The organism is Geodermatophilus sp. SYSU D00766 (genome assembly GCF_054049915.1).
Genome location: NZ_JBJGYI010000005.1, coordinates 149,523 through 170,819, shown reverse-complemented (window position 1 = coordinate 170,819; position 21,297 = coordinate 149,523). Strand labels below are relative to the sequence as shown.

At 74.2% G+C, this 21,297-nt stretch carries 19 protein-coding genes; 7 read left to right on the top strand and 12 right to left on the bottom strand.

Translation table 11 applies throughout. The features are described 5' to 3' along the window. Positions 1–9 precede the first annotated feature (9 nt). Positions 10–2,631, top strand: a complete 2,622-nt coding sequence (locus tag ACI8AD_RS07000; protein WP_456869804.1) for a LuxR C-terminal-related transcriptional regulator — start codon at positions 10–12, stop codon at positions 2,629–2,631. Between the two features lie 33 nt (positions 2,632–2,664). Here ACI8AD_RS07000 and ACI8AD_RS06995 read toward each other — a convergent pair whose 3' ends face one another. Further along, entirely contained in the window at positions 2,665–2,868 is a 204-nt protein-coding gene (locus tag ACI8AD_RS06995) for a hypothetical protein (RefSeq protein WP_456869803.1), read from the bottom strand. A 390-nt stretch (positions 2,869–3,258) separates the two neighbouring features. Between ACI8AD_RS06995 and ACI8AD_RS06990 the strand changes: the two genes are divergently transcribed. Beyond that, positions 3,259–5,901 (top strand): LuxR C-terminal-related transcriptional regulator, encoded by a 2,643-nt coding sequence (locus ACI8AD_RS06990; RefSeq protein WP_456869802.1) that lies wholly within the window; start codon positions 3,259–3,261, stop codon positions 5,899–5,901. Between the two features lie 22 nt (positions 5,902–5,923). On the opposite strand, the gene ACI8AD_RS06985 is transcribed toward ACI8AD_RS06990, so the two are convergent. Next, positions 5,924–6,136 carry a hypothetical protein gene (locus ACI8AD_RS06985; RefSeq protein ID WP_456869801.1) on the bottom strand — a complete coding sequence of 71 codons (213 nt, stop codon included), beginning with the start codon at positions 6,134–6,136 and terminating at the stop codon, positions 5,924–5,926. Between the two features lie 74 nt (positions 6,137–6,210). Then, on the bottom strand, positions 6,211–6,402 hold the full coding sequence (locus ACI8AD_RS06980; protein WP_456869800.1) for a LapA family protein: 192 nt from the start codon (positions 6,400–6,402) through the stop codon (positions 6,211–6,213). Between the two features lie 222 nt (positions 6,403–6,624). Between ACI8AD_RS06980 and ACI8AD_RS06975 the strand changes: the two genes are divergently transcribed. The 4 genes from ACI8AD_RS06975 to ACI8AD_RS06960 all read left to right on the top strand — a co-directional run bounded on the left by ACI8AD_RS06975 (position 6,625) and on the right by ACI8AD_RS06960 (position 12,011). Further along, complete coding sequence (locus tag ACI8AD_RS06975) at positions 6,625–7,791, top strand: AI-2E family transporter (RefSeq protein ID WP_456869799.1); 1,167 nt, start codon at positions 6,625–6,627, stop codon at positions 7,789–7,791. Further along, the gene (locus ACI8AD_RS06970) at positions 7,788–8,624 is read left to right on the top strand and encodes a YhjD/YihY/BrkB family envelope integrity protein (protein ID WP_456869798.1); all 837 of its coding nucleotides are present in this window, start codon (positions 7,788–7,790) and stop codon (positions 8,622–8,624) included. Before ACI8AD_RS06975 ends, ACI8AD_RS06970 begins: the two co-directional genes overlap by 4 nt. A gap of 141 nt (positions 8,625–8,765) precedes the next feature. Beyond that, positions 8,766–10,571 carry an alkyl/aryl-sulfatase gene (locus ACI8AD_RS06965; protein ID WP_456869797.1) on the top strand — a complete coding sequence of 602 codons (1,806 nt, stop codon included), beginning with the start codon at positions 8,766–8,768 and terminating at the stop codon, positions 10,569–10,571. A 60-nt stretch (positions 10,572–10,631) separates the two neighbouring features. Then, positions 10,632–12,011: a DUF1254 domain-containing protein gene (locus ACI8AD_RS06960; protein WP_456869796.1), complete on the top strand. Its 1,380-nt coding sequence runs from the start codon at positions 10,632–10,634 to the stop codon at positions 12,009–12,011. A gap of 147 nt (positions 12,012–12,158) precedes the next feature. On the opposite strand, the gene ACI8AD_RS06955 is transcribed toward ACI8AD_RS06960, so the two are convergent. From ACI8AD_RS06955 to ACI8AD_RS06935, 5 genes are all read right to left on the bottom strand, one after another. After that, positions 12,159–12,833 (bottom strand): DUF1345 domain-containing protein, encoded by a 675-nt coding sequence (locus tag ACI8AD_RS06955; protein WP_456869795.1) that lies wholly within the window; start codon positions 12,831–12,833, stop codon positions 12,159–12,161. 91 nt (positions 12,834–12,924) lie between these two features. Then, positions 12,925–14,100, bottom strand: a complete 1,176-nt coding sequence (locus tag ACI8AD_RS06950) for a zinc-dependent alcohol dehydrogenase (RefSeq protein WP_456869794.1) — start codon at positions 14,098–14,100, stop codon at positions 12,925–12,927. Beyond that, a complete protein-coding gene (locus ACI8AD_RS06945; protein ID WP_456869793.1) occupies positions 14,097–14,585 on the bottom strand; it encodes a hypothetical protein in 489 nt (162 codons plus the stop codon). Before ACI8AD_RS06945 ends, ACI8AD_RS06950 begins: the two co-directional genes overlap by 4 nt. Continuing rightward, the gene (locus tag ACI8AD_RS06940) at positions 14,582–15,157 is read right to left on the bottom strand and encodes a type 1 glutamine amidotransferase domain-containing protein (protein WP_456869792.1); all 576 of its coding nucleotides are present in this window, start codon (positions 15,155–15,157) and stop codon (positions 14,582–14,584) included. Before ACI8AD_RS06940 ends, ACI8AD_RS06945 begins: the two co-directional genes overlap by 4 nt. Position 15,158: 1 nt before the next feature. Further along, entirely contained in the window at positions 15,159–16,313 is a 1,155-nt protein-coding gene (locus ACI8AD_RS06935; RefSeq protein ID WP_456869791.1) for a glutathione-independent formaldehyde dehydrogenase, read from the bottom strand. A gap of 288 nt (positions 16,314–16,601) precedes the next feature. On the opposite strand from ACI8AD_RS06935, the gene ACI8AD_RS06930 reads away from it, so the two are divergent. Beyond that, positions 16,602–16,820, top strand: a complete 219-nt coding sequence (locus ACI8AD_RS06930; RefSeq protein ID WP_456869790.1) for a hypothetical protein — start codon at positions 16,602–16,604, stop codon at positions 16,818–16,820. Between the two features lie 257 nt (positions 16,821–17,077). On the opposite strand, the gene ACI8AD_RS06925 is transcribed toward ACI8AD_RS06930, so the two are convergent. The 4 genes from ACI8AD_RS06925 to ACI8AD_RS06910 form a co-directional block, all read right to left on the bottom strand. Continuing rightward, positions 17,078–18,031 carry a LysR family transcriptional regulator gene (locus ACI8AD_RS06925; RefSeq protein ID WP_456869789.1) on the bottom strand — a complete coding sequence of 318 codons (954 nt, stop codon included), beginning with the start codon at positions 18,029–18,031 and terminating at the stop codon, positions 17,078–17,080. Between the two features lie 433 nt (positions 18,032–18,464). Further along, a complete protein-coding gene (locus ACI8AD_RS06920) occupies positions 18,465–19,313 on the bottom strand; it encodes an aldo/keto reductase (RefSeq protein ID WP_456869788.1) in 849 nt (282 codons plus the stop codon). 123 nt (positions 19,314–19,436) lie between these two features. Next, positions 19,437–20,039, bottom strand: a complete 603-nt coding sequence (locus ACI8AD_RS06915) for a hypothetical protein (protein WP_456869787.1) — start codon at positions 20,037–20,039, stop codon at positions 19,437–19,439. 16 nt (positions 20,040–20,055) lie between these two features. After that, on the bottom strand, positions 20,056–21,204 hold the full coding sequence (locus ACI8AD_RS06910) for a zinc-dependent alcohol dehydrogenase (RefSeq protein ID WP_456869786.1): 1,149 nt from the start codon (positions 21,202–21,204) through the stop codon (positions 20,056–20,058). Positions 21,205–21,297 lie beyond the last annotated feature (93 nt).

Sequence of the window (21,297 nt, the reverse complement as noted above, 5' to 3'; positions counted from 1 at the left end):
TCGAACGGGATGCGGGTGCTGAGGAGCAAGCTGCGCCGTCCCCGGCTGAGCCAGGCCGTCCTGGACCGGACCTGGCTGTTCCACCGCCCCCGGGCGCCGGGCGACGACGGCGACGGCGACGGCGGTGGGGCGGCGGACACGTCCGTGACGCTGCTCTCGGCACCGGCCGGCGCCGGGAAGACGACGCTGATGTCGAGCTGGGCGCGCGACCGCGCCGACCACGGCGCACGCGTGGCATGGGTGTCACTGGACCGCGGGGACAACGACCCGGACGTCTTCTGGGCCACGGTGATGGAGGCGGTCCGCGGCACGACCGCCACGTCGCCCCGGGACGCGGCGGGCGTCGCGCCTGCCGGTGCGGGCACGTGGCGGCCGCCCCCGGCGGTCCGCCTCGAGCTCCTGATCGCCCAGGCACCGGCACCGCTGTGGCTGCTCCTCGACGACCTGCAGGAGGTCGACGACCCAGAGGTCCTCGGCGGTCTCGACGCGGTCGTCCGCCGTCCTCCCGACGGGCTGCACCTCGTCCTGGCCACGCGGCGCGACCCGGCCCTGTCCCTGCACCGGTGGCGCCTGGCCGGCGGCCTGCGCGAGATCCGCGCCTCCGACCTCGCGCTGGGCCCCGACGAGGTGCGCCGCGTCCTGGGCCAGCACGGTGTCGAGGTGGCCGACGACGACCTGCGGCTGCTGGTGGAGCGCACCGAGGGCTGGGCGGCAGGAGTCCGGCTCGCCGCGCTCGCCCTCGCCGACGCCCCGGACCCGCACGTGGCGGTGCAGCGCTTCGCCGGCGACGAGCGCCAGGTCGCGGACTACCTCGCCGCCGAGGTCGTCGCCGGTCTCGGCGAGGCCGAACGTCGGGTCCTGCGGCTGTGTGCGGTGCCCGAGCAGCTGACCGCCGAGCTGGCGGTCCTCCTCACCGGGGACAGCAGCGCCGGGGAGGTGCTCGAGCGGCTCCACCGGGACAACGTGCTGGTGGTCCGGCTGGCCCAGGACGGCGACTGGTACCGGGTGCACGGCCTGTTGCGCGGTCACCTGCTGGCCGGGCTGCGGCGCAGCGACCCGGTGGCGCTGGCGGTCGCACACCGCCGGACGGCGGTCTGGTGCGCCGAGCGCGGGCACCTGGTCTGGGCCATCGGCCACGCCCTGCAGACCGACGACGCCGCCCTGGCCGCGGAGATGCTCACGGTGCACGGGCCGGCACTGCTCGCCGACGGTCGGGGGCCCGTGCTTCACCGGCTGATCCGCTCGGCTCCCGAGGCGTTGCGCTCCGACGCGGCCGTGGCCCGGCTGGCCGTGCTCGCCGCCCTGGAGGTCGAGGACACGCCCGCGCTGACCGCACCGGTACCGGCCGACGGTGCCCCCACCGGCCCGCACACCGACCCGCTGGACGCGCTCGTCGCCCTGCAGCAGGCCCGCCACCACCTCGCGTTGTCACCGGCCGCGCTCGATGCCACGACCGAGGTCACCGGTGTCGCCGACCCCGACCTGCGGCTGCTCCTGCTGCTCGTCCGTGCGCGGGTGCTGTACCTGGCCGGCCGGGTGGAGGAGTCCGGAGCCGGCTGGCGGGAGGCGGCCGACCTGGCCCGCAGCACCGGCAACGGACACGCCCTGGTCCGTGCGCTGACCGGACTGACGGCGCTCGAGACCACCAGCGGCCGGTTCGAGGCCGCCTGGGAGCACGCCGAGGAGACCGTCCGGGTGGCGGCACGCCTGGGCAGCCTGCGCGGCGCCGACGTCGGGGCGGTCCTGGTGATGGCCGCGCGCTGCGCCCGGCAGCGCCTCGACGGCGCGGGCGCCCGGCACCTCGCGGCCCGGGCGGCGGCCGTCCTGCACGACTCGCCGAACCTGACGATGCAGCTGTCCATCCGCTGGTTGAGCGCGGTGGTCGACCTCGAGTCGGGCGGGGACCCGCTGGAGGCGGCCCGCCGGCTGGGCGCGTGCTGGGTCCGTGCGGGCGGTGAGCGGCTCTCACCGCTGGTGGCGATCCACCTCGCCTTCCACCAGCACCGCTGCGCCTGGCTGGCAGGCCGTCCCGAGTGGGCGGCCGAGGCGCTGGAGCACCTGGGGCACCACGCCGGACCCGGCGGGGAGCTGGCCACGCTGCAGGCGCTCGAGCACCTGGTGCGCGGCCGCCACGACGCTGCTCGTCGCCGGCTGGCGCCGGTCCTCGACGGCAGGCTCCGGTGCCTCATGCCGATCTTCCAGCAGCAGGCGTGGCTGCTCGAGGCACAGCTCGCCGCCGTCGCCGGCCAGTCGGCCCGCAGCCACGAGGCGCTGACCGAGGCACTGACGACGGGAGTGGAGATGAACGCCTTCCGCGGCTTCCTCGACGTGCCCGGCATCCCCGCCCTGCTCGACGAGCACGCCGGCCGGTTCGGCCGGCTCGATCCCGTGGTGGAGCGGATCCGCACGGCGGCCCGCACCCGGCCGGACCACCCCTTCGTGCCGATGACGCCGCGGGAGCTGGCGCTCCTGACCGACCTGCCGGCGCCGCTGACCCTGGAGGAGATCGCCGCCCGCCACCAGGTGTCGGTCAACACCGTCAAGACGCACGTCCGCTCGATCTACCAGAAGCTGGGCGCGTCCAGCCGGCGCGAGGCTGTCACCACCGCCCGGCGCCGCGGCCTGCTCTGAGGCCGCTCGCACCCTCGCGGGCGTCGGTCCGGGCTAGTCGGGCAGCTGACGCAGCTCGACGAGGGTCAGTCCGAGGGACTGGAAGCGGGCCAGCAGGCCGTGCAGGTGGGAGCTGTCCCCGACCGGCCCGAACAGCACGGTGCCACCGGTGCTCCCCGGCCGCGCGGTCAGCTCCGGGAACGCCGCGCACACGTCGTCCGACAGCCGGCCGGGAAGCAGGAACTCGTAGCGCGTCACGGTCTTCCCTCCGCAACTCGGGCCCGGCGGGCTGCGCCGTCGGGGGCGGTGGCCGGCTCCCGGTCGGCTCCGTGGCCCCCGTGACGTCGGGCAGCCTCGGCCGTCGGCCCGCGCCACCGGATCACCCGCACCGGATGAGGACCGCCCCACCGGCACGGCCCGGCGGACGTCCTCCTCCCCGCTCGAGCACACCCGCGGGGTGGGCGGCCGTCAGGGACCCCGCCCGGGGTGCCCCGGCGCTCACCCGTCGGCGTGCCCGCCCGGACTCGCCCGTGACGGGTGAAGTGGGCCCCCGGGACACCCGGGACGATCCGCCGAGGCGGACCGGGCGCAGGCCGACGAGGCCCCGCGCCTGCGCCCACCGGACACGACCGAGGAGAGGTCGGGCCGATGCGGATCCCGGCGAGCAAGCTGCGTCGGCCGCGCGTCGGTCGCTCGGTGATCGACCGCACGTGGCTGCTCCAGCTCGCCCCGGCCCGGCCGTCCTCGATCGGGACCGCGGACGAGGAGCGGCTCGAGCCACCGGTGACCCTCCTGGCCGCGCCCGCCGGCGCCGGTAAGACCACCCTCATGTCGACGTGGGCGAAGGACCGTGCCCGGAGCGGTCACCGGGTCGCCTGGCTGTCCCTGGACGGCAACGACAACGACCGGGTCGTCTTCTGGACCGGGGTCCTGGCCGCCGTCCGCACCGCGGTCGGGGACTCGCCGGACGAGTTGACCGCGGCCACGTACGAGGCGTCGACCGTCCTGCTCGGCGAGGTCCCGCCGCTCGTCCGGCTCGAGGAGCTGCTCGACCCGTCGGGGCCACCGCTGTGGCTCTTCCTCGACGACGTGCAGGAGATCCACGCCGCGGACGTGCTCGCGGACCTCGACGACCTCCTCCGCGGGAGGCCGAGCGGGTTGCGGCTGGTCCTGGCCACGCGCCGCGACCCTCCGTTGGCCCTGCAGCGGCTGCTCCTGTCGGGGCAGCTGCGCGAGATCCGGGCGGCGGACCTCGCGCTCGAGCGGAGCGAGGTCCGGGAGCTGCTCGGCCACCACGGCGTCGTCCTCGACGAGGCCCGGCTCAGCCTGCTCGTCGAGCGGACGGAGGGCTGGGCGGCGGGCGTGCGCCTCGCCGCGCTGACCCTCGCGGGCGCCGCCGATCCCCGTGCGGTGGTCCAGGACCTCGCCGGTGACGACCGGGCGGTCGCCGACTACCTCGCCGCAGAGGTCCTGGGCCGGCTCGGCCCGGTGGAGCGCGCGGTGCTGCGCGTCTGCGCGGTGCCCGAGCAGCTCACGCCGGAGCTGGCCGTCGCCCTGAGCGGCGAACCCGCCGCGGCCGAGGTGCTGGAGGACCTCTACCGCAGCAACGCCCTCGTGGTGCGGCTGGCCGGCCCGGGACGCCGGTACCGCGTGCACGCCCTGCTGCGAAGCCACCTGCTGCTCGGCATGCAGCGGACCGACCCGGGGCGGCTCGCGGAGGCGCACGCGCGTGCCGCCTGCTGGTTCGCCGAGCACGACCAGGTCCAGTGGGCGCTCACCCACGCGCTCGCCAGTGGAGACGGCGACCTCGCCGTCCGGATGCTCATCCGGCACGGCCCCACGCTGCTGGCGGACGGCCGGGCCCGTGCGCTGCAGCGCCTGGTCGCCGGCGCGGATCCGGGGGTGCGCAGCTCCCCTGGTGCCCGCCGGCTGGAGAACCTCGCGCACCTGGCCCTGGGGGACCCCGCTGCTGTGCTCCCCGGGCCCCGGCCGGGCGCCCGCGAGGAGCCCACCGGTGAGGGAGAGGAGCCCACCGGCAGCCGCCTGCGCGCCCTGGAGGCGCTCGAGCGCGCCCGCCACGTGGACCTGGGGCTGTCGTCGGCGGCGCTCGACGCCAGCGACCGCGTCACCGGTGACGACGACGTGACCCTGCTGCTGAGGGAGAGCCGCGGAGCGGTCCTCCTCATGGAGGGGAAGCTGGCGGAGGCCGACCGCGAGCTGACGACGGCCGGCCGGATCGCCTCGGCCCGGCACAACCCCCACGCCCTCCTGCGCACGACCGCCGCCATGAGCGCCCTGGCCGCCGCCGGCTGCGACTTCCGACGCAGCTGGGAGCTGGCCGAGGAGGTCGTCCGCATCGCCGCGCGCAGCGGATCGCTCGCGACGCCGGAGGTCGGCTTCGCCCTCCAGCAGGCCGCGCACTGCGCCTACCAGCGCCTGGACCTCCTGGGCGCCCGCCACCTCGTCGAGCGGGCGCTCCGGACGCTGCGCCACGCCCCGGACGCCGTCGCCCTGCTATCGGCCACGGCGCTGCACGCGGTCCTGGACGTGGAGACCGGCAGCGACCCGCCGGACGCCGCCCGCCGGCTCCGGGACTGCTGGACCGTCGTCGACGGCCGGCCCGCCCCGCCCGCGCTGGTCGCGCACGTCGCCTTCCTGCAGCACCGGTGCAGCTGGCTCGTCAGCCGTCCGGACTGGGCCCGGGACGCGCTCGTCCGCCTCGAGGACGAGGTGGGAGCCGGCGGGGAACTGGAGGTGCTGACGGCCGGCGAGCACCTCGCCCGGGGCCGGGGGGACGCGGCCCGCCGCCGCCTGGCAGCGGTGCTCGCGGGCGGCGTGGACTGCCTCCTGCCCACGACCCGTCAGCTGGCGTGGCTGCTCGAGGCCCTGCTCGCCCAGCGTGCCGGTCAGCCGGCACGCACGCGGGAGGCCCTGCGGGAGGTCCTGCTCACGGCCGAGGACCTCGGGGCCCGGCACGTGTTCCTGGAGCTCCCGGGTGTCCTCCCGCTCCTGGACCAGCACGCGTGCCGGTTCGGCCGGCTCGACCCGCTCGTCGAGGACCTGCGGGCGGCCCTCCGGGATCGTGGAGCCACCGGCCGGCCGGCGTTGACCCCCCGGGAACTGGAGGTGCTCCGCCACCTGCCGGCGCAGCTGACCCTCGAGGAGATCGCCGAGAGCCACCGGGTCTCGGTGAACACCGTGAAGACCCACGTGCGCTCCATCTACCAGAAGCTCGGCGCCACCAGCCGCCGCGGTGCCGTGGCGACGGCGCAACGGCGGGGTCTGCTCTAGGAACCGGGCGGGCAGGCCAGGATCAGTCGGGCAGCTGCCGGAGCTCGACGATGGTGAGGCCGAGGTGCTGGAACCGGTCGAGCAGGCCGTGCAGGTGCGCGCCGTCCTTGACCGGTCCGAAGAGGACCGTCCCGCCTGTCGCACCCACGCCCACCAGCAGCTCGGGGAAGGCGGCGACGACGGACTCCGAGGCCCGGCCGGGGATGAGGAACTCGTACCGCATGGTCTCGACCACCTGCCTTCCTGGTCAGGCCGATGCTGCACCGCGCCGGGCCCGGCGGACCTCATCCCGTCGTGGTGACCCTCCGGTCACCGGCGCCACCGCAGGAGCGCCCCGACGGCCATGCCGAGCAGGACCATGATCGTCAGGATGAGCCAGACCGGCGCCGACACGTCGACCGTGAACAGGTTGATCGTCACCCGTTCCCGGTTCTGCGCGATGAACACCACCGCGACGACGGCCAGGACCAGCGCGACGACCTGACCCGGACGGACGGACACCGGGGTCGAACTCTTCGGGGACGAGGTCGCGGGCCCGTCGGCCATGGCAGTCCTCCACGCTCGGGGGTCCGCTCGTGTGGTGGACCCTGGCGGGACACGCTCGCTCGCCCGGAGCCGGCCGCGGATCACCTGGTGCGGATGACCGGCGCGCCGTCGGCCACGGCACACCGCTCACCTGCTGGGGGCGACGTGCCGGCCGGGTGCCGGCCGCACGCTGCACCGGTGACCGACACCGGTGTCGACCGTGCCCTGCCCCGCTGGCTCCTCGTCCTGTTCGGCGTGGCCGCCACGGTCATCGCGGTGGCCGGGCTGCGCACCGCGGCCGACATCATCGCGCCGGTCTTCCTGGCCCTGGTGCTCGTCATCGCCGTGCACCCGGTCCTCACCTGGGCCCGCCGGCACGGGGCGCCGAACTGGCTGGCGCTCGCCCTCGCCCTGGTCGTGCTGTACGCCGTCGTCCTCGGCCTCGTCCTGGGCCTGGGACTGTCCGTCGCCCGGCTGGCCACGCTCCTCCCCGCGTACCAGGAGCAGATCGACGGCCTGGTCGACGACGTCGGGGCCCTGCTGGCGTCGGTCGGCGTCGGCCGGGACGAGGTCGCACGGGCACTGGAGGGGATCGACGCAGGGGCCGTCGTGGGCTTCGCCGGCGATCTCGTGGCGGGACTCCTCGGCGCGATCAGCAACCTGCTGTTCGTCCTCGCCACGGTCCTGTTCATGGGGGTCGACGCGAGCGGGCTCCCCGACCGCCTGCGGTCGGTCCCCGGGAGCTCACCGGCCCTGACCGCCGCCCTGGGCGGCTTCGCCGAGCGCACCCGGAGCTACCTGGTGGTCTCGACCGTGTTCGGCCTGGTCGTGGCCGTCATCGACACCGTCGCGCTGTTCGTCCTGGGCATCCCCCTGCCGATCCTCTGGGGGCTGCTGTCCTGGATCACCAACTACGTGCCGAACATCGGGTTCCTCATCGGGCTGGCCCCCCCGGCTCTGCTGGCCCTGTTGGTGGACGGACCCGGCCTGGCGATCGTCGTGGTGGCCGTCTACTGCGTCGCCAACGTCGTGATCCAGTCGATCATCCAGCCGGCGGTGGTGGGTGACGCCGTGGGGCTGTCGGTGACCGTCACGTTCCTCTCCCTGGTGGCCTGGACCTGGATCCTCGGCCCGCTGGGAGCGCTGCTGGCCCTGCCGCTCAGCCTGCTCGTGAAGGCGGTGCTGCTCGACGCCGACCCCGGACGGGAGTGGGCGCGGACGCTGGTGTCCAGCCCGCCGCCGAAGCCGGGACGGCAGGCCCGGCGCCGCCCCGGGGCGGCCGTCGCGACGCCGGCGCAGCGGGCACCGGTCGTGGCGGAGCAGGCCCGGCCGGCCGCCGAGGACGCCCCCCGTGGCGCGTCGTGACGGTCCGCTCCCCCGCTGCCCGGGTCGGGGCCTGGCGCGCCCGCCTGTCCTCCACCCTGGTCTGGCGGTGCGCGCTGCGGTTCGTCGACATCACCGGGTACGACCGCGCCCTGGGCCTGGCGGCGCAGGCGTTCGTCGCCACCGTGCCCACGATGGTGGTGGTGTCGTCGCTGTCCGGCGGGACCGGGAGCGCCCTCGCCGACCGGGTCGTCGCGCGCTTCGGGCTGTCGGGCGACACCGCGGACCTCGTGCGCGAGGCGCTGCGGCCTCCGGCCGACACGGGCGTCACCGTGTGGGGGATCTGCCTGCTCGTGGTGTCCGGCGTCGGCTTCACCCGCGCGCTGCAACGGGCCTTCCGGGCGGCCTGGCGGGTGCCGCGGTCGCCGGGGTGGCGCGGGTGGGTCGGTGGCGTCGGCGGCGCCCTGGCGGTCGCCGCGGTCGTCGTCGCCGGTCTCGGGGTGACCGCCCTGGTGGAGGGCTTCCAGGGCGCCGGTCCGGTGGCCTTCGTCGCCCGGGCGTTCCTCTCCGGCGTCCTCTGGCTCGTGGCCATCCGGTTGCTGCTGGGCTGGTCCCTCCCCTGGCAGCCGTTCCTGCCCGGGGCGGTCGTGGCCGGTGCCGGCACGGCCGCGGTGTGGGTCGTCTCCGAGGTGTGGCTCCCGCGGGCGTTCATCTCCCAGGCCGGGTCCTACGGGCTCGTCGGGATCGTCGTGGTGCTGATCAGCTGGCTCATCCTGATCGCCCTGCTCCTGGTCTGCGCAGCCGTGGTGAGCGCCGAGCTGTGGCACGCACGCGCGGCACCGGCGGCTGCGCCCGGGTCCGACCCCGCCCCCTGAGGGACACCGTGCGGGTCCCCGGCACGTCCGGTGCGCCCGGCGCCCACTTCGTCCGTGACAGGTGATGTGTCGGCAGCAGCCGCTGCCGGATCGTCGCGACCGGCGTCGCGCCGAGCTCGGCCACCACCGAAGGGGATCACCATGCCGCTCGACTACACCGACCGGACCGACTTCGAGAACGCCGGACGCGGCCTGGTCGACCGACTCGAGCCCTGTCGCGTCACGGCCGCCGACGGCCGCACGGTCTGGGACCTGGAGCAGTACGCCTTCCTGGACGGCGAGCGCCCGGACACGGTGCACCCGAGCCTCTGGCGGCAGGCCCAGCTGTTGCGCATCCACGGCCTGTTCGAGGTGACCGACGGGATCTACCAGGTGCGCGGCCTCGACCTCTCGAACACGACCCTCGTCGAGGGCGACACCGGGGTGGTCGTCATCGACCCGCTCGTCTCGGCGGAGACCGCCGCAGCCGCCCTCGCGCTGTACCGGCGCAACCGCGGCGACCGGCCGGTCACCGGGGTGGTCTACACCCACTCCCACGGCGACCACTTCGGCGGCGTGCTGGGCGTCCTGCCCGACGGAGCCGGGGACGTGCCGATCCTCGCTCCCGCCGGCTTCCTGGAGCACGCGGTGTCGGAGAACGTCTACGCCGGCGGCGCGATGATCCGGCGCGGGACCTACATGTACGGGATGCTCCTCGGCCCCGGCCCGACCGGGCAGGTGGGCACGGGCCTCGGCATCGGCGGCTCGACGGGCTCGGCGGGCCTGCTCGCGCCGACCGTCGACGTCAGCCGCACCGGGCAGGAGGAGACCGTCGACGGGGTGCGGATGGTCTTCCAGCTGACCCCGGGCACCGAGGCCCCGGCCGAGATGAACTTCCACTTCCCGGACCACCGGGCGCTGTGCATGGCCGAGAACGCCACGCACAACCTGCACAACCTGCTGACCCTCCGCGGCGCGCTGGTCCGGGACCCGCGCGCCTGGTCGCGCCACCTCGACGAGGCGATCGAGCTGTTCGGCGCCGACACCGACGTGGCGTTCGCCTCGCACCACTGGCCCACCTGGGGGACCGACGACGTCGTCGCCTTCCTCACCGAGCAGCGCGACCTGTACGCCTACCTGCACGACCAGACGCTGCGGATGCTGAACAACGGCCTCACCGGCCTCGAGATCGCCGAGCAGATGGGGCTCCCCCCGGGGCTGGAGTCCGCCTGGCACGCCCGCGGCTACTACGGGTCGGTCAGCCACAACGTGAAGGCCGTCTACCAGCGGTACCTGGGCTGGTTCGACGGCCACCCGTCCTCGCTGTGGCCGCACCCGCCGGAGGCGGCGGCGACCCGGTACGTCGACGTGATCGGCGGCCGGGACGCCGTGCTGGAGAAGGCCCGGCGGTACACCGGCGTCGGCGACCTGCGCTTCGCCGCCGAGCTCCTGAAGCACGCCGTCTTCGCCGACCCCGACGACGGCGAGGCGAAGGAGGCCCTCGCCGGCGTCTACGAGCGGCTCGGCTACGGCTGCGAGAACGCCACGTGGCGCGGCTTCTACCTGACCGGCGCCCACGAGCTGCGCAACGGGGTCAAGCCGCCCCCGCTCACCATGGCCGGGGGCATGGCCGCGGCCCTCACCGTGGAGCAGCTGTTCGACACCCTGGCCATCCGGCTCGACGGCCCGCGTGCCGCCGCCGAGTCGCTCGTCATCGACTGGCGCTTCACCGACAGCGGCACCACCCTCCGGACCGCCCTGTCCAACGGTGCGCTGATCCAGACCGAGAACCCGCGTCGGGCGGCGACGCCCGACCTGACCGTCACCCTGACCGAGCAGGACCTCCTGGGTCTCCTCGCCGGGCGCGGACTCGACGGCCTCGACCACGACGGGGACCCGACGGCGCTGACCCGGCTCATGGGCCTGCTGGAGACCGCGGACGAGGCGTTCCCCATCGTCACGCCGTAGCACCGCCCCCACCTGCACTGCCGGACGCGACCCGCCCCCCTGGCCCCGAGGAGGACCCCGATGGAGACGTCTCCTGCCCCGTACACCTTCGAGGGCGGCTACCCCACCCCGCAGACGGTGCAGCGCGCCTACGACGACGCCGACCTCGGCCGGGCGGTCACGACGTACCGGTTCTTCTTCCCCACGGTGTCCGGAGCGGCGATCTACCAGGGCAACCTGGCCGCGGGCGCCGTCCCCAACCAGGTCTTCGGCGCCATGGAGACCCGCCCCGAGCAGGTGGGCCTGACCCTCAACTCGGACACCCCGTACGGACCGCTCGTGCTCGACCTGCACGAGGGGCCCGTCGTGGTCGAGCTGCCACCGGGCCCGCTGGTCGGCGTGGCGCTCGACGTGAACCAGCGGTGGCTGGCGGACATGGGCCTGGCCGGCCCGGACGGTGGGCGCGGCGGATCCCACCTCCTGCTGCCACCCGACTGGGACGGCACGGTCCCGGACGGCCACCACGTCGCCCGCTCGGGGACCCACCGCGTCATCGGCGGGCTGCGGGCCATCCCGCAGGGAGGCGACCTGGGCGCGGCGATGGACCTGCTCACCCGCGTGAAGGTGCGCCCTCTCGTCTCCGACGGTCGAGGTCCGGCGTCCTGGGTCGACGTCTCGAGCAAGCCGCAGGACACCACCCCGTTCCGCTGGGAGGAGAGCCTGGAGTACTGGCGCGTCCTGCACGAGGTCCTCGACACCGAGCCGCCCACGCCGGGCTGGGAGGCGATGTACGGCGAGCTCGCGGCCCTGGGCATCGTCCGGGGCCGTCCCTTCGCCCCCGACGAGCGCACGACGAGGATCCTCGAGCTCGCGGCACGCACGGCGAGCGGACAACTGCGCGTGCAGTCGCTGGCCGACCGGCGTCCCGACCGCATCGCCTGGCCCGGCACGCACTGGGAGTGGGCCACCCTCGAGCAGGACCCCGAGTTCCGACGGGACGGGGTGCTGGACAGCGACGCCCGCGAGAAGTGGTTCTTCCAGGCCATCGGCGTCTCGCCGGCGATGATGCGGCGGGAGGCCGGCGCCGGCTCCCTCTACTGGCTGGGCACCCGGGACGCGGGCGGGAACTGGCTCGACGGCAGGCGCACCTACCGCCTCGTGGTGCCCCAGCCGGTGCCGGCGGAGCTGTTCTGGTCGTTGACCGTCTACGACGCCCGCACGCGCAGCCAGATCACCACCCCGCAGGGCCGCGCGGCCATCCGGTCGCTGTTCGAGCTGGCCGGCGAGGACCCGGCCGCGCCGGTGGAGCTGTGGTTCGGCCCGGAGGACCCGGGTGTGGGCGGCCGCTGGATCAGGACCGTCCCGGGTGCCGGCTGGTTCTCCTACGTCCGGCTCTACGGCCCGCGTCAGGCCGCCTTCGACGGCTCCTGGCGGCTGCCGGACCCGGAGCAGACCGCCTGACGCGGCCGTCCATGGCCGCCTCGCGCACGAGGGGCGAGGTGGCGTGCACCGGCCCGGGGCCCGGTCCGCCGAACCTCCTGCCCCGGTCACGGGCCGCAGACGTCGACGCGCCCGAGGGTGTCGACCTCCCGGGCCGTCACCCCGGCGCTATCCCTGCTGCCCCAGGTTCGTCACCAGGTTCACCGCCACGGCGATCACCACGGTGCCGAACAGGTAGGACAGCAGAGCGTGCCCGAGGGCGACCTTGCGGATCGACGTGTCCTCGACCTGGGTGTCCGGCACCGCGAAGCTCATCCCGATGGTGAACGCGACGTAGGCGAAGTCGCTGTAGGCAGGCAGCTCCCGCTGGCCGAAGTCGATGCCGCTGTCGTCCCCGGAGTAGTAGTGGCGCGCGAACTTGAGGGCGAAGACCGTGTTGACCAGCGCCCACGACAGGATCACCACGAGGATGCCGAGCACCACGGTGGCGACTCCGACGGCGTCCCCGGAGCCGGACCGGACGAGGGCCTCCACGACGGCGGCGAGGCTGGCCACCGCCGCACCCAGCACGGCCGCGTCCGTGACCCGGGTCTGCCCCTCCTCCTCGGCCAGCCGTTTGGTCCCCTCCGCGTCGCGCGGCCAGCTGATCCGCCACACCCAGAACAGCAGGCCGCCGGCGGTGAGGGCCCAGCCGACGAGGACCGCGAGCTCGGGCACACCGGCGACCACGGCCAGTCCGCCCGCGACGAGGCCGCCGCCGAGACAGATCAGCAGGCGCCGCCACGACAGGATCGTCGCCCGTGGGCCCGCCTCCACCGCCGTCGTGCGGGGTGCGGCGCTCACCGGGCCGCCCCGCACCGGACCGGTGGGGGCCCGGCGCCGGCCCACCGTACGGCTCGTCCCCGGGCCGTGCGGTGGGCCGCCCGTCGGCGCTTCAGCCACCCGGACGGAAGACGGCACGGACGCACCCGTCCTCCTTGTTCTTGAACATCTCGTACCCGCGTGGCCCCTGGTCCAGGGACATCACGTGGGTCGCCAGGTGCTCGGTCTTCACCTCGTCCCGGCTCATCAGGTCGAGGATCTCCGGGACGTAGCGGTGCCCGTGCTGCTGGGCGCCGCGGAGGGTCAGCGCCTTGTTCATCACCGCCCCCATCGGGAACTTGTCCACCACGCCGCCGAACACGCCCAGCGCGAACACCGTCCCGCCCTTGCGGCAGGCGTAGATGGCCTCCCGGAGGGCGGTCGGCCGGTCCGACTGCAGCCGCAACTGCTGCTTGACCTGGTCGTAGAGGTACTGCGGGCCAGGGCTGTGCGCCTCCATGCCCACCGCCTCGATGCAGACGTCCGGACCGCGCCCGCCGGACATCTCCCGCAGTTCCGCGGGGACGTCGACCTGCTCGTAGTCGAGGGTCTCCGCCCCGATGTGCGTGCGGACCTGCTCCAGCCGGTTGTCGAACCGGTCGATGACGACGACCCGCTCGGCGCCCATGAGCACCGCCTTGCGCGCGGCCATCTGCCCCACGCCGCCGGCGCCCCACACCGCGACGACGTCACCGGCCTTCACCTCCGCCTGGTGCGCCCCGGTCCAGCCGGTGGGGGCCGCGTCGGAGGCGAACAGGGCACGCTCGTCGGAGACGCCGTCGGGGATCGTGAAGGCGCCCTGGTCGGCGTAGGGCACCCGGATGTAGCGGGCGTGGCTGCCCGCCCAGCCGCCCATCGCGTGGGAGTAGCCGAAGCAGCCGCCGATGGACTGGCCCCAGAGCGACTCGGTGATCCCCGGGTTGGGGTTGCCGTTGTCGCACAGCGACCACAGCTCGTTCTCGCAGTACCAGCACTGCCCGCAGCCGATGAACGAGACCACCACCACCCGGTCGCCGACCCGGTGTCTGGTGACGCTCTTGCCGACCTCGGCCACCGTGCCCATGAACTCGTGGCCGAGCACGTCACCGGCACGCATCGCGGGGATGTAGCCGCCGAGCAGGTGCAGGTCCGAGCCGCAGGTCACCGACAGGCCGACCTCGAGGATGATGTCGTGGTCGTTGAGGATCTTCGGCTCCGGGACGTCCTCCACGCCGATCTCGTTGACGCCCCGCCAGGTCACCGCCTTCACAGCACGCCTCCCTTGGGCGACCGCTTCGCGACCGCCTCCAGCGCCGCGCCGGCGGGCGTGGCGCTCCGCCTGCCGTGTGGGGCGGGGTCCACCACGAGCACCTCGCCCACCTCGATCAGTTGCTTGGCCTTGCGCAGCGCGGACCGCAGGTCGCCCTGCGGGTCGCTGCCCATGAGCCGTGCCGGACCGGAGGCGTTGCCCGAGGAGCGCTGGGTCAGCCGTACGGCCAGCTCGGTGCCCTTGCCGTCCGCCGCGGGGCGGATCCGCGTCTCGACGCGGTCGCCGTACGCGGCCAGCGGTGCCGGCAGCGAGGTGGCGTCGATCTCCGCCGGCTCGCGGTTGATGCTCACCGCCAACCACCCGGACGCCGGAGCGCCCGCCGCACCGGGGCCACTGCCGTGCTCGAAGACCGAGAGGACCTGGCGGACGACGGTGCCGCCCGCCCGGGCGGCCAGCGACGCGACGTTGCCGATCGCGGAGGTCATGCCCCACCCCCGGCCGACGCGGTCTGGGGGACCCGCGCGAACTCCTGCACGATGCGCTCGCAGAAGGCCGGCAGGTCGTCCGGCGACCGGCTCGTGGTGATGTTGCCGTCGGTGACGACCTGCTCGTCGACCACCTCGGCCCCGGCGTTGCGCAGGTCGGTGCGGATGCTGGGGAACGAGGTCAGCCGCCGTCCTCGCGCGACGTCGGCCTCGACGAAGTTCCACGGGCCGTGGCAGATCGAGGCGACGGGCTTGCCCGACTGGACGAAGTCGCGGACGAACTGCACCGCGGCGGGTTGCATCCGCAGCTGGTCCGGGTTCACCGTCCCGCCCGGCAGCAGCAGCGCGTCGTACTCGTCGACCGACGCCGCGCCGACCAGCCGGTCGACGCCGAAGGTGCCGGCGTCCTCCAGGTCGTTGTTCCGTGCCGCGATCTCGCCGTCGTGGATCGACAGCACGTCGGTCCGCGCACCCGCGTCGTCCAGGGCCCGGCGCGGCTGCTCGAGCTCGACGCGCTCCACCCCGTCGGCCGCCAGGATCGCGACCCGTCGTCCGTTCAGCTCCGCGGCCACGTCAGCTCCCTGCCATCGCCGGGTGCAGGACGACCTTGGTCCAGCCCTCGTCGCGGGCGTCGAAGTGCTCGTAGGCCTCCGGCGCGCGGTCGAGGGGCAGCTCGTGGCTCACGATGAACGACGGCTCGGCCTTGCCCCCGGCGATGAGGTCGCGCAGCTGCCGGTTGTACTTCTTGACCGGCGCCTGGCCGCTGCCGATGTGCTGGCCCTTGAACCAGAACATGCCGTAGTCGAAGGCGAGCTTGCCCTGCTTGGCCAGCTCGTCGCTGGCGCCGGGGTCCTGGGGCACGAAGACGCCGACGTTGCCGATCTTCCCGGTGAAGCGCACCGAGGCGACCAGCCGGTTCATCGTCAGGTTGGCCTGCTCCTGCCCGTCGGGCTCGTGCGCCTGGTAGCCGACGCACTCGCAGCCGTTGTCGGCGCCGAGGCCCATCGTCTGGTCGAGGACCGCCTGCACGGGGTCGACCTTCGAGTCGTCGATGGCGATCGCGCCGATCGACTCGGCCAGCTTGAGCCGGTCGGGGTGCCGGTCGACGACCATCACCTTGCCGGCCCCGCGGATGGTGGCCGAGAGGGCGGCCATCAGCCCGACCGGGCCGGCGCCGTAGACGACCGTCTGGTCGCCGGGCTTCACGCCGGCCAGCTCGGTGGCGTGGTAGCCGGTCGGGAAGATGTCGGCGAGCATCACGTAGTCGGTCTGACGCTCCTCGGCGTCCTCACCCAGCCGCAGGCAGTTGAAGTCACCCCAGGGCACGCGCAGCAGCTCCGCCTGCCCACCGGCCCAGGGGCCCATGTCGGCGAAGCCGTAGGCCGCGCCGGCCATCTTCGGCTCCGGCTGCGCGGTCAGGCAGTAGTTCGTCAGCTGCTGCTCGCAGTTCTTGCAGTGCCCGCACGAGATGTTGAACGGCAGGACGACCCAGTCCCCCACCCGCACCTTGTCGACCCCGTCGCCGACCTCGACCACCTGGCCCAGGTTCTCGTGCCCGAACCAGCGGCCGGTCTCGAAGTCGGTCCGGCCCTCGTACATGTGCAGGTCCGAGCCGCAGATGTTCGCCGAGGTGATCCGCACCAGGACGTCGGTCGGCCGCTCGATCCGCGCGTCCGGTACGTCCTTGACACTGACCTGGCGGGGTCCGTCGTACACGACTGCCTTCACGCTGCCTCCTCGTCGGGGTGGTCCCGTCCCGGCTGGGGTCGGGACCTCGATTGCACCCGGCGCGGCGGGGTGCCCGGAATCGGCAGACATGCCGATCCCGGCCGACGTCCCCCTGGGGGTGCACCGCCAGGCCTCCCCGGCTCGCGCACCGGTACCCGGACGACGCACATCGGCAGGTCTGCCGATGGCCTCCCGCGGCGGCATGTCCCACGGTGGGAGCACCGACCGGCGTCCTCCCGCAGCCCGACCGCGTGAGCGCCCGCAGCGCACGACCTGGATGGAGGAGTGGTGAGCGAGTCAGAGCTCGAGGAGACCGGGACCGGGGATGCCGCCAAGCGCATCGGTCAGGCGCCGACGACCACCGACGTGACCGACCCGGAGCGGTCCTCCCGGAACACCGCCGCCGGCTCCGGTTCCGAGCCGGGCGAGGGTCCGGTTCAGCCGGACGCAGACCAGGGGGTGGATCCCTCGGCCAGCATCGAGCCCCACAACGAGGGGCTCGTCTGACCACGGCGGCTCCGCAGTCGGGAGGATCGTCGGTGGGTGAGCGCGTCACGTGGGAGACCTGCCCGGGGTGCGGGCGGACCGGAGCGACCTGAGCCGATCCGGCACCGGCCACGGATGGGTCGCTTGCCCACCTTCACGCAGCCGCCACCCGGACGATCCGGAGGGGAACGACCGCGACACCCGTGGAACTCACGTCCGCCACGACCGTCACCGGACCACGGGAGGAGGTGTCAGGGAGCCCCGCGAGAAGGTCGTCCTCACGGCCTGATCGGGGTCCCGGTGTCGCCACCGCGGTGCTGGACCGCCTCGATGGCGGTACCGGGATCCCGGGCCGACTGCCGCAGGCAGTCGACGAGGCTGCGGACGGACTGCCCGGCGGGCGCACGCCACACGACCTCCAGGTCGAGTCGCAGGTCGGGGTCCAGACGCCGGACCGCGAGCCCGCCGACACCCGAGAGACCGACGGAGCCCAGGATGCCGGCGGCGATGCCGACGCCTGCCGCGACCGCCCGGAGCACTGCCTCGGGACTGTTGAGCAGGTTCGGTTCGACGACGACCTGCCGCGAGCCTGCGCCGTCCGGGAAGAAGTGGTCCACCGTGCGGTCCCAGATCCCGGCGAACGGTTCCCGCGGGAACATGACCAGCACCTCGTCGGCGAGGGAGGCGACCGACACCGTCTCGGAGTCGGCCGTCCGGTGCCCGAGCGGGACGACCACGCCGAACAGCACCGAGCCGAGGACGACGCCGTCGAGATCGCGGTCGAACGGTGCCCGGCTCCAGACGACCGCCGCGTCGGCCCGGCCCTGACGGACGGCCTCCAGCGCGTCGTCCCCCCGGCTGGAGCTCACCGAGACCTCGACCCCGTCGATGCCCCGGCCCAGGCTCCTCAACGGACCGTCCAGGACCAGGTCGGCCATGTTGGCCACCCGGAGGGTCAGCCGCTGGCGGCCCGTTCCGGCGGCGCGCACGTCCGCCCGCGCCCGCTCCACCTCGGCGAGGACCACCCTCGCCCGCTCGAGCAGAGCCTGCCCGGCGATCGTGAGCTCGACGCGCTGCGGCGTGCGCTCGAAGAGGGACGCACGCAGTTCGCGCTCCAGGGCCTGGATCTGCTGGGAGAGGGAGGGTGCGGCGATGTGCAGCCGCTTGGCCGCACGGCTGAAGCGCCCCTCCTCGGCCACCGCCAGGAAGTACCTGAGCTGGCGCAACTCCACGACCCACGCTACTGCGGACCCCGTGCCGACCGCAGGCCGTGGACGGGGACGGGCGCCGGTCGCCGGCGCTGGACCTCGGCGGAGGACTCACGGCCAGAGCACGGGACGGTCCAGGCCAGGCGACCGACGGGCATCGGCAGGGCTGCCGATCTCGGCCGGCGGCCCCGGTTCCGACGGCGGCTCGGGGTACCCCCACGGCATGGACGGCGGAATCCTCCCTCCGCAGGACGACACGCCAGCGGCCGCGGCCGCCGACGAGGTCGACACCCGGCTCCCGGACGACCCGCGGGTGCCCCAGCCCGACGACGCTGATCCGACGGTGGGCAAGGAACTCGGTGGCGCGGCTCCGGCCGTCGGCCCTGGGCGCTCGCGAGAGGAACCCGCCGGCCGCGGCTCGTGAGGCAGGCCCTCGTGATCGGCTCGTCGGCCGGTCCTACAGGACGTCGAGCGGCACCTTGCCGGACGGCGGCGGGAAGATCCGGTCGAGGTGGTCCAGCTCCGCCTGGCTGAAGCCGATCTCCAGCGCCGCGCGGTTCTCGATGACGTGCGCGCGGGTCGAGGCCTTGGCGACGGCGAACACGTCGGGCAGCCGCAGCACCCACGCGATGGCGAGCTGGGCCGGGGTGACCCCCTTGTCCGCGGCCAGGTCTCGGACGGCCCGGTGCTCGAGGAGCCTGCCGTGGTCGACGGGCGAGTACGCCATCAGGGGCATGCGCCTGCCGCGGCACCAGGGGATCAGGTCGTACTCGGGGCCGCGCCGGGCGAGGTTGTACAGCACCTGGTCGGTCTGGACGCGGTTGCCGCCGGGGAGCCCCGCCAGCCGGTCGAGGTCGGGGACGTCGAGGTTGCTCACGCCCCAGGAGCGGATCAGCCCGCGGGAGACCAGCGACTCGAACCCGGCGACGGTCTCCTCGACCGGGACCCGGCCGCGCCAGTGCAGCAGGTACAGGTCCAGGCGGTCGGTGCCCAGTCGGCGCAGGCTCCGCTCGCAGGCGTCCACCGTGCCCTGGCGCGTGGCGTGGTGCGGCAGCACCTTGCTGACCAGGAAGACGTCGTCGCGCCGGCCGACGATCGCCCGGCCGACGAGTTCCTCGGCGGCGCCGTCCCCGTACATCTCGGCGGTGTCCACCAGCGTCAGCCCGAGGTCGATCCCGGCGCGCAGGGCGTCCAGCTGGCTGTCGGTGCTGACGGGGTCCTCACCGAGGTACCAGGTGCCCATGCCGAGGGCCGGGGCGGCGGTGCCGTCGGGCAGGGTCACGGTGCGGATCGTGGACGTGGTCACGGGGTCCTCCAGAGCAGTTCGCGGACGCCCCGGCCCCCGCCGGGTCCGCCCCGTGTGACACGGGGCGGACCCGGCGGCCGCGGAGTCGAGGGCCGCAGGGCCTGCCGCCCGTGGGGCACCCGCTCAGTGCACCGGCCGCTGCCCGTCGGACCCGACGCGCGCCAGCGACCTCGACACGCTCCGGGCGCCGGCGTAGACCGCCCCCGCCGCGGCGACCCACGGGCCACCGACGATCACCGGGTCGAGCACCTGGTGCTTGAGGTCGGTGCGGTGCTGCCCGACCCGCGACTTCAGGCCGTGGTGGGTGAACTCGGCCTTCACCCCGGTCTCGGTGATCGGGTTGTCCGGGCGGAGCGTGAGGAACGACTTCAGGTGGTGCTCCCACGCGTCCACGCGGTCGGCGGCGATGAGCAGCAGCCAGTGCGCCGTCCGGCCTTCGCTGTACGTGTAGGCGTAGCGACGGATGACACCGGCGACGCCCGACGGCGGCTGGGCGGTGCCGAAGACGGGGGTGAGCATGCCGTGCTCGACGGAGCGTTCCCGCGGGTACTTCTCGGGCTGCCGCTCCGGGAACTCCCAGTGCGCGCCGGTGAAGTCCTCCTGGAACTGCAGCTTCGGCACCGACGGCCGGTCCTTCGGGTCGAGGTCGACGCCCCAGCCGGGGATGCGCTTCCTCAGCTCGTCGGGCGACTCGGCCAGCGGGGGCTTGTGCGGTGTGTACGTCATCGGGTTCTCCTGTCGCTCACGCCGCGGTCGGGACGACGAGGGGCTTGATGATCCCGTCGAGCTTGGCCGAGAAGATGTGGTAGCCCTCGGCGATGTGCTCGAGGGGCACCCGGTGGGTGACGAGCTCGCTGGGCTTGAGGTAGCCGTTGCGCACGTGCTCGAACAGCCGCGGCCACTGCCGCTTGACCGGGGCCTGGTTGGTGTGGATCGTCAGGCCCTTGTTCATCGCGTCGCCGAACTTGACGGCGCTGAACAGCGGGCCGTAGGCGCCCATCACCGAGATGGTCGCGCCCTTGCGGACGGAGTCGATCGCCCAGTTCAGCGCGACCGGGGAGCCGCCCTGCAGCTTGAGCTTGGACGAGGTGACGTGCTGGAGGAAGTTGCCGTCGGCCTCCGCACCCACGGCGTCGATGGCGACGTCGGCCCCGAGCCAGTCGGTCGTCTTCTTCATCTCCAGGACGATGTCGCCGTACTCGGTGAAGTTGTAGGTCTCGGCGTGGGCGAAGGTGCGGGCCTTCTCCAGCCGGTGGTCCAGGTGGTCGATGACGATGACCCGGCCGGCGCCGATCAGCCAGGCCGACTTCGCGGCCACGAGTCCGACCGGTCCGGCGCCGAAGACGACGACGACGTCGCCCTCGACGATGTCGCCGAGCTGCGCCCCGAAGTAGCCGGTCGCCGTGGCGTCGGTGAGCAGGACCGCGTCCTCGTCCTCCATCCAGTCCGGGATCTTGGACGGGCCGACGTCGGCAAAGGGCACCCGGACGAACTCGGCCTGGCCGCCGTCGTACCCGCCGGTCGTGTGGGAGTAGCCGTAGATGCCGCCGACGGCGGTGGCGTTCGGGTTGACGTTGTGGCAGTTGGAGTACAGGCCTCGGGCGCAGTACCAGCAGGTGCCGCAGAAGACGTTGAACGGCACCATCACCCGGTCCCCGACCTGCAGGTTCTGCACGGAGGAGCCCACCTCGTCGACGACGCCGATGAACTCGTGGCCGAACGTGTGACCGATCCGGGTGTCCGGCATCATGCCGTGGTAGAGGTGCAGGTCGGAGCCGCAGATGGCGGCCAGGGTGACCCGCACGATCGCGTCGTTGGGGTGCTCGATCGCAGGCCGTTCCTTCTCCTCGGCCCTGACCTTGTAGGGACCTCGGTAGACCATCGCTCGCATGGGATCCCCTCCTGGGGCGCGGGCCCCGGCTCGGGAGAGCGCCACGGGGCGCCCAGCGGCCGGCTCTGCTCACCGGGCCCCCCGACTCTGCGT